Source organism: Corynebacterium mucifaciens (genome assembly GCF_012396315.1).
In the GTDB taxonomy this organism is placed as follows: domain Bacteria; phylum Actinomycetota; class Actinomycetes; order Mycobacteriales; family Mycobacteriaceae; genus Corynebacterium; species Corynebacterium mucifaciens.
Map to the genome: position 1 here is coordinate 1 of NZ_JAAXPF010000008.1, position 14,223 is coordinate 14,223.

The 14,223-nt window shown below is 63.1% G+C and carries 13 protein-coding genes and 1 pseudogene; 7 read left to right on the forward strand and 7 right to left on the reverse strand.

The genetic code is table 11. The annotated features are described in order from the left end of the window. The first annotated feature begins 341 nt into the window (after positions 1–341). The 5 genes from HF989_RS07690 (at position 342) to HF989_RS07710 (ending at position 6,633) form a co-directional block, all read left to right on the forward strand. The gene (locus tag HF989_RS07690) at positions 342–1,295 is read left to right on the forward strand and encodes a carbohydrate ABC transporter permease (RefSeq protein ID WP_168685371.1); all 954 of its coding nucleotides are present in this window, start codon (positions 342–344) and stop codon (positions 1,293–1,295) included. Further along, positions 1,296–2,282: a carbohydrate ABC transporter permease gene (locus HF989_RS07695; RefSeq protein ID WP_038613332.1), complete on the forward strand. Its 987-nt coding sequence runs from the start codon at positions 1,296–1,298 to the stop codon at positions 2,280–2,282. A 44-nt stretch (positions 2,283–2,326) separates the two neighbouring features. Further along, positions 2,327–3,652, forward strand: a complete 1,326-nt coding sequence (locus HF989_RS07700; RefSeq protein ID WP_246233880.1) for an ABC transporter substrate-binding protein — start codon at positions 2,327–2,329, stop codon at positions 3,650–3,652. A gap of 32 nt (positions 3,653–3,684) precedes the next feature. After that, entirely contained in the window at positions 3,685–4,815 is a 1,131-nt protein-coding gene (locus tag HF989_RS07705; protein WP_168685373.1) for an ABC transporter ATP-binding protein, read from the forward strand. Positions 4,816–5,079: 264 nt separating this feature from the next. Next, positions 5,080–6,633 carry an amino acid carrier protein gene (locus HF989_RS07710; protein WP_168685374.1) on the forward strand — a complete coding sequence of 518 codons (1,554 nt, stop codon included), beginning with the start codon at positions 5,080–5,082 and terminating at the stop codon, positions 6,631–6,633. Between the two features lie 227 nt (positions 6,634–6,860). On the opposite strand, the pseudogene HF989_RS07715 reads toward HF989_RS07710, so the two are convergent. The 3 genes and pseudogenes from HF989_RS07715 to HF989_RS07725 form a co-directional block, all read right to left on the reverse strand. Next, a pseudogene (locus HF989_RS07715) lies at positions 6,861–7,573 on the reverse strand (IS6 family transposase). A gap of 27 nt (positions 7,574–7,600) precedes the next feature. After that, the gene (locus HF989_RS07720) at positions 7,601–7,753 is read right to left on the reverse strand and encodes a hypothetical protein (protein ID WP_168685375.1); all 153 of its coding nucleotides are present in this window, start codon (positions 7,751–7,753) and stop codon (positions 7,601–7,603) included. 473 nt (positions 7,754–8,226) lie between these two features. Continuing rightward, positions 8,227–8,835 (reverse strand): YdhK family protein, encoded by a 609-nt coding sequence (locus HF989_RS07725; RefSeq protein WP_168685376.1) that lies wholly within the window; start codon positions 8,833–8,835, stop codon positions 8,227–8,229. 370 nt (positions 8,836–9,205) lie between these two features. Between HF989_RS07725 and HF989_RS07730 the strand changes: the two genes are divergently transcribed. Further along, complete coding sequence (locus HF989_RS07730) at positions 9,206–9,616, forward strand: four-helix bundle copper-binding protein (RefSeq protein WP_168685377.1); 411 nt, start codon at positions 9,206–9,208, stop codon at positions 9,614–9,616. Between the two features lie 42 nt (positions 9,617–9,658). On the opposite strand, the gene HF989_RS07735 is transcribed toward HF989_RS07730, so the two are convergent. From HF989_RS07735 to HF989_RS07745, 3 genes are all read right to left on the reverse strand, one after another. Beyond that, a complete protein-coding gene (locus tag HF989_RS07735; protein ID WP_168685379.1) occupies positions 9,659–10,732 on the reverse strand; it encodes a type II glyceraldehyde-3-phosphate dehydrogenase in 1,074 nt (357 codons plus the stop codon). A gap of 87 nt (positions 10,733–10,819) precedes the next feature. Further along, on the reverse strand, positions 10,820–11,482 hold the full coding sequence (locus HF989_RS07740; protein ID WP_168685381.1) for a DUF305 domain-containing protein: 663 nt from the start codon (positions 11,480–11,482) through the stop codon (positions 10,820–10,822). Positions 11,483–11,534: 52 nt separating this feature from the next. Continuing rightward, on the reverse strand, positions 11,535–13,640 hold the full coding sequence (locus tag HF989_RS07745; protein WP_246233882.1) for a copper-translocating P-type ATPase: 2,106 nt from the start codon (positions 13,638–13,640) through the stop codon (positions 11,535–11,537). On the opposite strand from HF989_RS07745, the gene HF989_RS10770 reads away from it, so the two are divergent. Next, positions 13,566–13,811: a hypothetical protein gene (locus HF989_RS10770; RefSeq protein WP_343033573.1), complete on the forward strand. Its 246-nt coding sequence runs from the start codon at positions 13,566–13,568 to the stop codon at positions 13,809–13,811. The genes HF989_RS07745 and HF989_RS10770 overlap by 75 nt on opposite strands. 6 nt (positions 13,812–13,817) lie before the next feature. Here the strand turns inward: HF989_RS10770 and HF989_RS07750 are convergent, their stop codons facing one another. Continuing rightward, complete coding sequence (locus tag HF989_RS07750; protein ID WP_168685385.1) at positions 13,818–14,144, reverse strand: heavy-metal-associated domain-containing protein; 327 nt, start codon at positions 14,142–14,144, stop codon at positions 13,818–13,820. Positions 14,145–14,223: the final 79 nt, after the last annotated feature.

Sequence of the window (14,223 nt, forward strand, 5' to 3'; positions counted from 1 at the left end):
CCTGTGCGTCCGCGGCGTTTGGCGGCAACCCAATTGCCGACCGTGTGCACTGACGGGCGGCGACTGCAGACGCTTTCAACCCAACTGCACACTTCCCGGGCAGATGAGCCGGCTAAAAACCTCTCGACCGCACCATCACGGATATCAGATGGAAATGCTGCGGGCATCGGAATACCTTTCAGCCCCCACCACTCCAACTTTTTGTCCGCGCTCCCTAGCTGGGTCCTTCTAGCTGGATCTGGAGGCGGCCGCAGTGGGGGCACGAGGCGTTCCCGCAACGTTTTCTTGCAGACAACGCGCAGTTAACCGAGCGTTCATGCCATGGTTCTACGGTTCGCTACATGCGTTCAACAATCCCGGCCGTCTCCGTGGAGCCGGAGGTCTCCAAGGAGTACGCGGCGAACCGTGGGAAGGGGAGCCGGAAGATTGACTGGCGCCAGGTGGGCCTGGCTGCCCTGTTGATCGGGCCGAACCTGCTGCTGCTGATCATGTTCACCTACCGCCCGTTGGTGGACAACATCCGCATCTCGTTCTACAACTGGAACATTTCCTCCCCGACGATGACGTGGGTGGGTCTGCAGAACTACATCGACTGGTTCCGCGCGCCCGAGACGTCAACCATCGTCTGGAACACCATCATCTTCACGTTCTTCGCCGTGGCGGGGTCGATGGTGATCGGACTCGCACTGGCGGTGCTGCTGGACCAGAAGCTGTTCGGTCGGGCCGCGGTGCGCTCGATGGTCTTCGCCCCCTACGTCATCGCCGGCGCGGCCATCGGCGTGGCCTTTCAGTTCGTGTTCGATCCCCGGTACGGGCTGATCCAGTACTTCCTTAACCTCGTGAACATTCCGGTGCCGAACTTCTACCAGAATTCCGGCTGGGCGCTGTTCATGATCACGGTGACGTACATCTGGAAAAACGTCGGCTACGTCTTCGTCATCTACCTCGCCGCCCTGCAGGGGCGTCGGCACGACTTGGACGAGGCCGCGGAGATCGACGGCACGTCGAGCGCGCGCCACTTTTTCCGGGTCGTGTTGCCGCAGCTGCGCGGCACGACGTTCTTCCTACTCATCACGGTGCTGCTGAGTTCGTTCCAGGTCTTTGACGTTATCAACGCAATGACAAGGGGCGGCCCGTTCACCTACGGCACCACGACGATGGTGTTCCAGGTGTACACCGAGACGTTCGTGAACGGCCGTGCCGGTTATGGCGCTGCGGTGGCCACCGTCATGTTCCTCGTTGTTCTGATCATCACCGTGCTCCAGATCAAGCTGCAGGAAAGGCTGGACAAGTAGATGTCGACCAAATTCTCGGCTGAGCCGGGTGCGAGCGGCAAGCAGCGTCCCGCACCGGTCGTGCGCGGCGAGGACACCCTCCCGCCGGTTCCGGGGAGCCAAGCAGACGGTGACCCAGTGATCACCGAGGCGCAGCGCAAGCGCACCGGCGCACCCGCGGAGACCAGTTCCCGGGGGATGAAGATCCTCGGCTACATCGCTTTGGTGCTCACCGTGCTGATGATCCTGGTCCCGCTGTATTTCATCGTCATCACGTCGTTCAAGACCTACCAGGATGTGTATTCGGACCCGATCACGTTCTGGCCGGATCCGCTGGTGCCGGAGAATTACGCGCGCGTGTGGGAGACCTCAGGCTTCCCGCAATACCTGCGCAACTCCATCGGCATCACGCTCATCCTCACCGTAGTCAAGGTGGTCCTCGGCGTGTTGTCGGCGTACGCCTTCGCGTTCCTCCGTTTCCCGGGGCGCAACCTGCTGTTCCTGGTCGTCATCGCCGCGTTGATGGTGCCCAACCAGATCACCATCATTTCCAACTACGCACTCGCCGCGTCCCTTGGATGGCGCGACACCTGGACCGGCGTGATCGTGCCCTTGGCGGGAGTGGCGTTCGGTTGCTTCCTCATGCGCAACCACTTCCAGTCGCTGCCGTCCGAGATCATGGAGGCGGCGGAAATGGACGGCGCCGGCTTCTTCACACGGCTGTTCAAGGTGGTCCTGCCGATGTCGTGGCCCACCCTCTCAGCATTCCTGCTCATCACCGTTGTGAACGAATGGAATGAATACCTCTGGCCGTTCCTCATCACCGATACGCCCGCGGCGGCGACGCTGCCGGTGGGCCTGACGCGCCTGCAGGATGCCGAGGGCCTGACCAACTGGGCGCCGGTGATGGCAGGAACAGTCCTGACCACGCTGCCCATGATCATCGTGTTCATTCTGCTGCAAAAACAGATGATCAAGGGCTTGACCGCGGGCGCCGTCAAGGGCTAGCCCAGCCACCTACCTCTCACGCAAACTCAAGAATGGAGAACCCCATGTCCAACCCCTCTGTAACCAAGCGCCTCGGCACCGCAGCCCTGGCCGCGCTGACCGCCGTTTCTCTCACCGCCTGCGCAGGCGGCTCCACCAGCGACGACGGCAACTCCGACGGCGGCAACGCAGCCGGCGACGAGAACAAGATCGTTTTCTGGTCCAACCACCCGGGCAACTCCCGCGACCTTGAGATGGAGCTCATCGAGGCGTTTGAGAAGGAAAACCCGGACCTGAACGTCGAGCTCGTGGACGGCGGCGCCAACTACGAAGAGCTGGCGCAGAAGTTCAACGCCGCGCTCGCAGGCTCCGACCTGCCCGATGTCATCGTGGCCTCCGACGTGACGTGGTTCAACTTCGCGCTGAACGACGCCACGACGCCGCTGGACGACCTGTGGGAGTCCGAGAACATCAACGCGGACTCCTACGTGGACACCCTGCGCGACGACTACGAGTACAACGGCAAGCACTTCGGCGTGCCGTACTCCCGCTCCACCAACCTGATGTACTGGAACACCGACGACCTGGCGGCCGCAGGCTTGCCCACGGACCGCGGCCCGGAGACGTGGCAGGAGTTCGACGAGTGGGCGGGCAAGCTGAAGGAGACCACCGGCCACCCGGCGCTGACCATCCCGGACGGCTCTAGCTACCTCGACTGGTACTTCCAGGGCATGGTGTGGGCGTTCGGTGGCGCGTACTCCCAGGAGTGGGAGCCGACGTTCAGCGACCCGAAGACCATCGAGGCCGCGAAGTTCCTCCAGGATCAGGTAAAGAAGGGCCACATTGAGATCAGCACCGACCCGACCGTTGCGTTCGGCAACGGTAACGCGTCGTCACTGCTGGAATCGACCGGTTCCCTGGGCGGTCTGAAGGAATCCGCGACCGTGCCGTTCATCACCACCTACCTGCCGGGCCCCGGCCCGTCCGCAGCGACCGGCGGTGCTGGACTGGCGGTGCCGAACGGTATCTCGGACACCCGCAAGAAGAACGCCGTGAAGTTCATCGACTTCATCACCAACACGGAGAACACCATCAAGTTCTCGCAGCAGACCGGGTACATGCCGGTGCGTAAGGACGCGCTCGAGGACCCCGAGGAGCGCAAGTTCCTCGACGAGAACCCGAACGCCGAAACCGCAATCAAGCAGCTCAACGACAACACCAAGCCGCAGGACTACGCCCGCGTGTTCGTGCCGGGCGGCGGCAAGCGCATCGGCGGCGCGCTGGACCGGATTACCGTCGGCGGCGAGGACGTGGAGAAGGTTTTCGCGGATCTGGATACCGAAACGCAGCAGGTCATCGACCGCGACATCGCCCCGAAGCTGGACAAGTAGTTTCACCGGCTGAAGCAGAATAGGAGTCGCACATGGCAACCGTCGAATTCCGGCAGGCGTCCCGCATCTACGATCCGTCCCGTCCACCGGCCGTCAGCCGCATCAGCTTGGACATCGCCGACGGCGAGTTCCTGGTCCTCGTGGGCCCGTCCGGATGCGGCAAGTCCACCACCCTGCGCATGCTCGCGGGGCTGGAGCCGGTGGACGAAGGCCAGATCTTCATCGACGGCAGGGACGTGACGGAGACGCGGCCGCGCGACCGCGACGTTGCCATGGTGTTCCAGTCCTACGCCCTCTACCCGAACATGACGGCCCGCCAGAACATGGCCTTCGCGCTGCAAAACGCCAAGGTGGACAAGACGACCATCAAGGAACGGGTCGACTTCGCGGCGAAGATGCTCGAGCTCGAGGACCTCCTGGACAAGAAGCCCGCTGCGATGTCCGGTGGACAGCGTCAGCGCGTCGCAATGGGGCGCGCGATCGTGCGAGAACCCAAGGTGTTCTTGATGGATGAGCCGCTATCCAACTTGGACGCCAAACTGCGCGTGTCCACCCGCGCGCAGATCCTGCAGCTGCAACGCAGGCTTGGCACAACCACGCTCTACGTCACGCACGACCAAACCGAGGCGATGACCATGGGCGACCGCGTGTGCGTGCTGAAGAAGGGCATTCTCCAGCAGGTGGACACCCCGGCCAATCTGTACGACAACCCGGGCAACACCTTTGTGGCCTCCTTCATCGGCTCCCCCTCGATGACGCTGATTGAGAATGTGCCGTTTATCGACGGTCACGTCGTCGGCGGCAAAGGCCACGCCATGGACTACTACATTCCACGCGACCTGGCCGCGAAGGTGCAGTCTGAGCGCGTCATCGTCGGCGTGCGCCCGGAGAATTGGGAAATCGTCGGCGTGAACCAGCCCGGCGAGCACTACGGCCTGCCCGTGGAGGTAGACATCGTGGAGCACCTCGGCTCCGACCTGTACGTCTACGGGCACCGCAAAGAACGCGCCGACGACGTCATCGCTGTGCGCGGCGACCGCATCACGGTGAAGGTCCCACGCGGCATCAACGTGGACCACGGAGACACCATCTACCTGCGGCCCATGGAAGGCGGCGTCGTCTTCTTCGACCCGGACACCGAGATCAACTACGACTACCTGTAGCGGCTGGGGGTTCGTACGACCCCCGCGATAACCTCAAACCCAGCTAGTAAGACCCAGCTAATCGCTTCTTTTCGGCGAATAGCTGGGTCTTACTAGCTGGATCCTTGTAGGCGTGCGGCCTCCCCGTCTGCCGCCGGCCAAATGGTGGTGCCAAACAATACTTTCTTCAAAAGTGACACAGCACACATGAGAATGGCCTAGATTCTGATGTTGTTGGATACCTGTCCGACAATCCCCAGCGCAAACCACTAAAAGGAGGGCAACGTGGACGGTGTTATCGAGACGCTCAACAGCGTTATCTGGTCGAACTGGCTCGTGTACCTGTGCCTCGGCGCCGGTGCGTATTTCACCCTGGTCACCCTGTTCCTGCAGATCCGCTGCATCCCGGACATGATCACCCAACTGAAGTCCGGGGAAAGCTCGGAGCAGGGCATTTCGTCGTTCCAGTCCTTGATGATGTCCTTGGCTGGGCGCGTCGGCGTGGGCAACATCGCCGGTGTGTCCACCGCCATCGCGTTCGGCGGCCCGGGCGCGGTGTTCTGGATGTGGCTCGTGGCGCTGCTCGGTTCTGCCACCTCGTTCATCGAGTGCTGCCTCGCACAGATTTACAAGGAGACGGACCGGGACACCGGCGAGTACCGCGGTGGCCCCGCCTACTACATCGAGAAGACCTACAAGCACACCAAGGCCGCCCCGTTCATGGTGGTCTACGCGGTCATCTTCGCCGTGTGCATGCTGCTGGCCACCTCGTACTTCCTGCCGGGCATCCAGGCCAACGGCGTGGCTGCGGCCGTCGATAATGCATGGGGCATCAACATCTGGGTCTCCGCGACGATCATGACCGTGCTGCTCGCGTTCATCATCATCGGCGGCGTGAAGCGCATCGCGAACTTCGCGTCCATGGTGGTGCCGTTCATGGCCGGCATCTACATCATCATCGCGATCGTGGTGCTGTTCGCCAACGCTTCGCAGATCCCGGAGGTCTTCGGCACCATCGTCCGCGCCGCCTTTGACAAGGAAGCCGCATTCTCCGGCATGCTCGGCGCCGCCATCATGTGGGGCGTCAAGCGCGGCATCTACTCCAACGAGGCCGGCCAGGGCACCGGACCGCAGTCCGCGGCGGCCGCCGAGGTCTCCCACCCGGCCAAGCAGGGCTTCGTCCAAGCGTTCGCCGTCTACATTGACACCCTGTTCGTCTGCTCCGCCACCGCCTTCATGATCATCTCCACCGACATGTACAAGGTGTTCGAAGGCCAGTCCGAAGACGGTGCGGTGGTCTACGACGGCTCGCTTCCCGACGGCATTCCTGTCGGTCCCGGCTACGTCCAAGAAGGCCTGAACTCCTTCTCCGCCGGTCTGGGACCATCGTTCATTGCCCTGGCAATTATGTTCTTCGCCTTCACCACCGTGCTGGCGTATTACTACATGGCAGAGACCAACTTCGCCTACCTGAACCGCTGGGTGAAGAGCGAAGGCGCACGTAAGGCCATCATCTGGCTGCTGCGTGCTCTGATTCTCGTGGCCGTCTTCGTCGGCGCGACCACTACCCCGGGCACCGCCTGGGCGCTCGGCGACATCGGCGTCGGCGCAACCGCGTGGCTGAACATCGTGGCCATCCTCTTCCTGCAGGTGCCGGCGCTGAAGTGCCTGTGGGACTACCGTCGCCAGAAGAAGGCCGGAGTGGACCCGCAGTTCGACCCCGAAGCGCTGGGTATCCGCAACGCCGACTTCTGGGTCGAGCGTAAGAACGGCATGATCGAGGAGGGCACCTGGCCGGGCGTTGAGGGCAAGGGTGTCACCACGACCCGCAAGATCTAGCCGTAATCAAACCGGCTGCCTACTGCCGCCGTAATCAAACCGGCTACCTAGGCCTGACCCCCGTTTAGTGGACACGCTGGAACTGGTCCAGACCGGACCGGAGAAAGCAGAGACACTATCAGCGGACGGCGGTGGATGCCGGAGTAGGCGGTGCTGTTGCAAAGTTGGGGGGAGAGCCGCAAAAACTCAGTTTCTCATTCCCTGATGGCCGCTGCGTGTGGGCGTTCTCAGGCCGTCTCGAAGACCCGGTTGACGATCACCGCGTCCGGGTTCGGTTGCCCGTAGGCAAACATCGTGCCTTGCCCTTTCCGCAATGAGTGCATCGCCTCCATCCCTTTCAACGTCCGATATGCAGATGTCCGGTTCTTAAACGCGCCTTTCGGCCCGAGGATCCGCTTCAGCCGACCATGGTCGCCTTCCAGGATGTTGTTGAGGTATTTCACCTGCCGGTGTTCCACTGTTGGCGGGCAGATTCCCTCTGACTTCAACTCGGCGATTGCCCTGGCTAGTGAGGGTGCTTTATCGGTGTTGATCACTCTGGGATACCCGGCTGACGCATTGGATCTGAGGGCCTTGGCCAGGAAACGCTTCGCTGCGGCCACGTTCCGCTTCGGAGAGAGGTAAAAGTCCAGGGTCTGGCCACCGGCGGTGATCGCCCGATAGAGATAACACCACTTTCCCCCGACCCGGATATAGGTCTCATCCACCCGCCAGGAACTGGCCTGCCAGTCAGGTACCTGCCGGTACCACCGTGTTTGCTTGTCCCGCTCAGGGGCGTATTTCTGGACCCAGCGGTGAGAATCGTGGTGTGATCGACCGGCACGCCCCGCTCGGTCATCATTTCCTCCAGATCGCGGTAGCTCACCCCGTAGCGGCAGTACCACCGCACTGCCCACAGAATGATGTCACGGGGGAAATGACGACCGGAGAAGATACCCATGGCTGTGATTATTTCGCGTCGCTCTTCCTACTGCCCCAACTTTCTAACAGCACCGTCGATGGCTCCCCGCACCGCCTCATCGAGGCCGATGCCTTCGAATCCGCCCTGGAACAAGCTGGTCTGGACCCACTCCGCCTTCGCTCCACTGGCGGGGGTCTGGTCCTGCGGTTCGTAGTACACAAGTCGAGTATCACCGACCACAACCCGAGTAACTCTGGGCACGGTACGTAGCTGCTTCGCGAAGATAAGCTCCAACCAATGAGACCAGGTCATCCCCGGTGACGATGACCGGTGCGGGATTTGGTGTGGGGCTCATTTCGCATCCTGATGGCTATGGCCGGTTCACCCGGCAGACAAGCGGGCCACGATGTACCGTCTCTGCCCACTCAGAGGACATCCGCCACGCCGTCTAGAGCGGCCGCCACCAAGGGAACATCCCCGTCACGGGCAGCCACCACCGGTGGGATGCTCCTGACTCGTCCGCGACGTCGTCCGCCAGGGATGGAACGACCACGCCTACCGACTGGCCCGACAGGTGCTCACCCAGGACGAGGACTAACTCGTCCTAGGGCAGAAACCAAAGAGGTAAGCACCCAGGGACCTCAACCAGATGGTGGAGGAGCCCGGGGTGCTGAGGTTGCGGTTGGTGGGTCTTACTCTGCCGGGGCGATCTCGCTTTCGGTGACCCACTTGTGATTGGTCATGGTCATCCCGTCGACGGTGAGATCAACCATGTAGACCGTCTCATCCGTGGAATAGTCGATGGTGGCCTCCACACCCTTCATTCCCGACATGTGCTCGGCATCCAAGACGACCTCGGACCCCTCCGGCAGGGGGGCCTGGCCCGGATCGACAAACTCCTCGTGGACCACCCACCGGTGGTCGGTGACCGGGTCCCCGCCGTCGGTGGGGGTGTAGCTGACCGAGTAGGTCGTGGTGTCAAACGCACCGGCGATCGTCGCCTCAGCACCCTCCATGCCCGGCATGTGGTCCGCGGTGAGGACGACCTCGGTGTCCACCGGGTAGGTGGGATTTTCCTCTGCTGCGATCCCTGCCGGGGGTTGCCCACCATCAGCCGGATGGTCATGGCCCTCTGCACCCATCTGATCGTTCATGCTAGTCTCCTCGGAGGACTGTGTGGCCGTCTCCGCGGTGGTGGTGGTCGTGGTCTCGGGGGCATCGGATGCAGTGTCGTCCGTGCAGGCGGCCAGGGCCAGGGAGGAGGTCAGGGCGAGGGCAGCGAGGGCAATGGTGCGCTTCATGATAATGCTTTCTAGGTTTCTTGGTTGGTGCAGGAGCTGAGACTCAGCGAGGGATGGTGCTTCGAGTGCGTCGTGGTTTATCACTCCTCCTCCTCGATAGGTGCCACTGGGTGGAGGCTGTGGGTAGGGCAGCGTCCGGCTCTTGGGAGCCTGTGGCCAACCCACTCGGCGTAGCTACGGCCGAGCATTCGCCACGTTACTTAGGGAGTTTCTAGCGGCTGGTAGCCGCTAGGTGGAGGTTGGGGTTCTTCATGAAATCTTCATGGTCCAGCCCTGGATTCCGGCCAGTCGGGCCTCTAGGGTCGAGGGTGTAGGCCGGTCGGCTCGACCGGCCCGCCTTCCCGGACCGAATTGAGATATGGAGCACGACATGACCCATCACGTACACGCCATGCTGGAGACCCACCCGAAGGACCTAGGCCAGATCGACAAGGACAAACTGGCCGAATGCATCACCGCCTGCTTCGAGTGCGCCCAGACCTGCACCGCCTGCGCGGATGCCTGCCTGGGTGAGGACATGGTCGCGGAGCTGACCACCTGCATCCGCCTCAACCTCGACTGTGCTGACATCTGTACGGCCACCGGCCGGATGCTCTCCCGGCCCACCGACTGGAATGTCACCCTTATCCGCTCCGTCCTGGAGGCTTGTCGTACTGCCTGCCAGGCCTGTGGAGAAGAATGCGCCCGCCACGCTGAGATGCACGAGCACTGCACGGTCTGCGCCGAGGTCTGCCGCCGGTGCGAGCAGGCCTGTACTGAGCTGCTCGCCACCTTGGACTAACCCCGACCCACGACCACGCTCACTGTTTCCGCCATATCTTTCCTATGCAGGGGTTTTCGACCTCCCGGAACATTGTGAAGGTGAGAAAAAGTCCGCGCGCACCCCCAGGGCACGGTCGGTGCGCTGGATGGACTCATCACCGTCTTCCACGGTGCCAGCCAGGGCACGGATTGCGTCGATGTTCTCGGGGACGACGATGGCCTGGTTGTCGACCGTGTACGTCCAGAACAACTCATTGCCCTGCACGGTCAGGATATCTTCCCAGATGGCGACCTCATACATATCGCCCCGTGGCCGGCCTAGATCTCGCATCAATTCGACGGTGCTGTTGACCGCCACGATTCCATCGGAGCGCCGCACGAAAGCGATCCGCGGCATCGCCTTCAACGCTTCGAGAACCTCTTCTGTGTCTGCCGGGCGGGTTAGCTCGATGGTCCAGAAATGCAGGTGGTTGTGGGTGTGCGCTCCCTTGGCCGCCATGGTCACCACATCCAGGTCGGGGACCACCGACTGGGCGTCTGGGCCTTGATGGCTGGGAATACGACCTTCGGGAACTATGGTGTTCATGATCCCCGAGTGGTCGGATTCCCACGGATCGGTGGCCCGGCGGACAAGCACTCCCCGCGCTTTGGACAGCAATCCAGCGTCCTGGAGTGCGATAAGGGTGCGGACAGTGCCGGTGGTGTTGCAGGAAACCACGCGGGTGGTGTCGCGTCCAAGCGTGGAACTGTAGTTGGCGTGGGCAACGAAGGAGTGGCCGGTGAGACTGTGCTTCTCCCCGCCCTGGAACACGGACTTGACTCCATGGGTGCGATAGAGGTCGAGGTTGCCGGCCCCGATGGTGGACGGGGTGCAGTCCACCACGACATCCGCGTTGTCGAGCAGGTCCGGTAGTTTCCCGGCGATGGGATATCCGGCAGCTCTCATCTCTTGGTGGGCTTCTTCGGTGGAGGCATAGACCGGGATGCCCTGCGTGATGGCGGTGGCGACCCGGTAATCGGTGGTGACGTCGCTGACCCCGAGGAGTTCCATGTCCTCCTGGGCTCTCACCGCGTCGGCTACACGTTGACCGATGACACCGTACCCGTTTACTGCAACCTTGATTTTATTCGGCATGCTGATTGTCTTTCCCGGAAATCCTGGTTTGGCCCGATGGCCGTATGGTCGTGTTTCTCATCTGGGGTGGTCGGGGAATGTCCTTGTTCAGAGCTCGTTGAGCATCTGCTCCATCTCGGCGATCTCGGCCTCCTGATCTTCAATGACCTGCTCAGCCAGAGCGATGGCCTGCGGGTTCTGGCCATCAGTGACCTCATCGCGGGCCATATCGACCGCGCCCTCATGGTGGGCGGTCATCTGCTCAAGGTAGAGCCGGGCAGCCTCGGTGCCCTGGGCGTCCTCGAGGGTTGTCATGTCCTCCTCGCTCATCATTCCACTCATCCCGCCATGGTCCATCTCAGCCATATCACCGGTGACCGGATCTTCTTCCCAGGTCTCGAGCATGGTATTCATCCGGTTGATCTCCGGGCCCTGGGCATCGATAACACCTTGGGCGAACTCGATGACCTCGGCCGGGATATCGTCCTTGGCCAGGAGGATTTCACTCATCTCCACGGCCTGTTGGTGATGCGGGATCATCATCTGCGCGAACATGATGTCCGCGTCATTGTGCTCGGCGGAGACCTCTCCGGCCGCCCCCGTCTCTGTCTCAGGATCCGTGGTGGCCCCGGTCGTTTCGGTGGTGTCGGGGGCGGGCGTAGTGGCGATGGTCGTGGTGTCGGTGTTTTCTCCCTCAGTGTTATCTGCGCAGGCGGACAAAACCAGGGTGGAGGTCAAGGCGAGAGCGGCGATGGTGATGGTGCGCTTCACGGGGGTTCCCTTTCGGAGGTTGTGTATGGGGGAGTCGATGAAGGATTGAAAGTCAGCGGACGGGGGCTGCAGAGCTCACAGCAGCCTTCTCCTCCTTCCCGTCGGTCGGAGCCAGGTGAGCCGGGTCCAGGTCGATCCGGCGCAGCAGCTGGGCGTTCAGGGCCACCACGATGGTCGAGGCAGACATCAAGATCGCGCCCACGGCCGGGGACAGCACGAACCCGATCGAGGCGAGCACGCCGGCGGCCAGCGGCACGGCGAGGATGTTGTAGCCAGAGGCCCAGATGAGGTTCTGGATCATCTTGCGGTAGCTGGCCTGCGAGAGCTCAATCATCGACAGCACTGCACGCGGGTCATCACTGGCCAGCACCACTCCGGCGGATTCCATGGCCACATCCGTGCCGGCCCCGATGGCGATACCGACCTCCGCGCGGGTCAGAGCGGGGGCGTCGTTGACACCGTCGCCGACCATGGCCACGCTCAGGCCACGCTCCTGTAACTGGGTGACCTTGGTGTCCTTGTCCTGGGGCAGGACCTCGGCGAAGACCTCATTAATCCCCAGGTCCTGGCCAACCGCCTGGGCCACCTGCTGCGCGTCACCGGTGATCATCGCGACCTTCACCCCGCGGTCCTGCAGGGCTTTCACGGCGGCGCGGGATTCGGGGCGGATCTTGTCCTCGACGGCCACCGCACCGATGATCTGACCGTCGCGGACAATATGGAGCACACCGGCCCCACGCCCGGTCCAGGCGCTGGTGGTGTCGGTGAGCTCGGCCGGGGTGGTGAGGTTGAGCTCGCGCAGCATGTTCGGCCCACCCACGAGGATCTCAGCGCCATCGACAGTGGCCCGGACCCCCCGGCCGGAGGCGGCGCTGAAACCAGTTGCACGGATTTGCCGACGGGAGGCCTCGGGGTGGGCGGCCGCGGCCGCCACGATGGCGCGGGCCACGGGGTGCTCGCTGTCGGCCTCCGCGGCGGCGGCCAGGGCCAGCAGCTCGCCCTCGGTGACGCCGGCAGCTGCCGCGACACCGGTGACCGCGTGCGCACCCTCGGTCAGGGTGCCGGTTTTGTCGAAGAGCACCACGTCGATGGTGCGCATCCGCTCGAGCGCCATCCGGTCCTTGATGAGCACCCCGGATTTCGCGGCCCGCTCGCTGGAGATCGCAATGACCAGCGGAATCGCGAGGCCCAGGGCGTGCGGACAGGCGATGACCAGAACCGTGACCGTGCGCACCACGGCATCGTCCGGGCTGCCGATAATGGTCCACACCACCGCGGTGATCAGAGCGGAGATCAGCGCGAACCAGAACAACAACGCGGCCGCCCGATCCGCCAGGGCCTGGGCCCGGGAGGAGGACTCCTGGGCGTCGGCAACCATGCGTTGGATCCCGGCCAGGGCGGTGTCCCCGCCGGTAGCCTCCACCCGGATGCGGACGGTGTTGTCGGTGGCCACGGTACCGGCGACCACCTTGTCACCGGTGTCGCGGAAGACGGGACGGGATTCGCCGGTGATCATCGCCTCATCGAATTCGGCGGCTCCGTCGAGGATGGTTCCGTCGGCCGGCACCCGGGCACCGGCCCTCACCAGCACGACGTCGTCGACGACCAGCTCTGAGATGGCCACGGTGCGGGTGGTCCCGTCGATGACTTTCTCGGCCTCATCCGGCAGCAGGGCAGCCAGCGCGTCAAGCGCGGAGGACGCGGCCCCGAGAGCGCGCATCTCCAGCCAGTGGCCCAGCAGCATGATGGTCACCAGCAGGGACAGCTCCCACCAGAAGTCCAGGTCAAAACCGCCCAGCCCCAGAGTGGTGACCCAGGAGGCGACAAACGCCACGGTGATGGCCATGGCGATCAGGAGCATCATCCCGGGTTGGCGGGATTTCAGTTCTTTCCATCCGCCCTTGAGGAAAGGCGTTCCGCCGTAGACGAAGATGATCGTGCCCAGCACCGGGGGGATCCAGGTGGATCCGGGGAATGCCGGGAGGTGGTAGCCGAGCAGGTGGGCGACCATGGGGCTGAAAATAACGACGGGAATGGACAGAATCAGCGACCACCAGAAGCGGTCCCGAAACATTGCGGTGCTGTGTCCGGCGTGTTCGCCGTGACCATGAACGTGGTGGTCTTCGTCGAGGGCGGAGTGCGGGTGATCGTGGGGCATCGCCTGGCCGTGGGTGTCGGCATCTGCGTGGTGTTCGTGGCTGGCATGATCCGGGTGGTGGGTGTGGTCTGTTTCCGGAGCGGGGTGATCACCATGGTGATCACCGGAATGGTGGGGAGTGCTCATGACGTTCCTTTCGCTCAACCCGGTCGGGGTCGAGATGATGGGTAAAACTGATCAGGATAAGACGGTGTAGCCGGCCTCCTCGATGGCCCGGCGAACCATCTCCGGAGGTACGGCACCGGTCACCGTGACGGTGGAAACACCACCAGCAGCGAGATCAATCTGGACGTCGTCGACCTGGGGGAGGGCCTGAAGGGCCTGGGTCACGCTTTTCGCGCAGTGCCCGCAGGTCAGGCCGGTGACCTGGTAGCTAGGGGAGGGCCCTCCTGCTGACGAGTCGCTGGCGGCAGGGGTGGAGGCGGTGCCGGCACGTGAGGCAGGTTCGCAACAGCTGCAGCCGTGGGAGGCCATCGGCAAGAGGCGGGGCGGGGAGGTGATCATGGGAAAGCTCCTACGGGTCGGTGGGATGCGGTAACGCTCGCTAGCATATACCCCCCAGGGGTACATTTTCAAGGGGTGG

Bases quoted from the DNA above. Each gene is read 5' to 3' on its own strand.
- HF989_RS07690 (WP_168685371.1), top strand. From the start codon at position 342: ATGCGTTCAACAATCCCGGCCGTCTCCGTGGAGCCGGAGGTCTCCAAG.
- HF989_RS07695 (WP_038613332.1), top strand. From the start codon at position 1,296: ATGTCGACCAAATTCTCGGCTGAGCCGGGTGCGAGCGGCAAGCAGCGT.
- HF989_RS07700 (WP_246233880.1), top strand. From the start codon at position 2,327: ATGTCCAACCCCTCTGTAACCAAGCGCCTCGGCACCGCAGCCCTGGCC.
- HF989_RS07705 (WP_168685373.1), top strand. From the start codon at position 3,685: ATGGCAACCGTCGAATTCCGGCAGGCGTCCCGCATCTACGATCCGTCC.
- HF989_RS07725 (WP_168685376.1), bottom strand. From the start codon at position 8,835: ATGAAGCGCACCATTGCCCTCGCTGCCCTCGCCCTGACCTCCTCCCTG.
- HF989_RS07730 (WP_168685377.1), top strand. From the start codon at position 9,206: ATGACCCATCACGTACACGCCATGCTGGAGACCCACCCGAAGGACCTA.
- HF989_RS07735 (WP_168685379.1), bottom strand. From the start codon at position 10,732: ATGCCGAATAAAATCAAGGTTGCAGTAAACGGGTACGGTGTCATCGGT.
- HF989_RS07745 (WP_246233882.1), bottom strand. From the start codon at position 13,640: ATGCCCCACGATCACCCGCACTCCGCCCTCGACGAAGACCACCACGTT.
- HF989_RS07750 (WP_168685385.1), bottom strand. From the start codon at position 14,144: ATGATCACCTCCCCGCCCCGCCTCTTGCCGATGGCCTCCCACGGCTGC.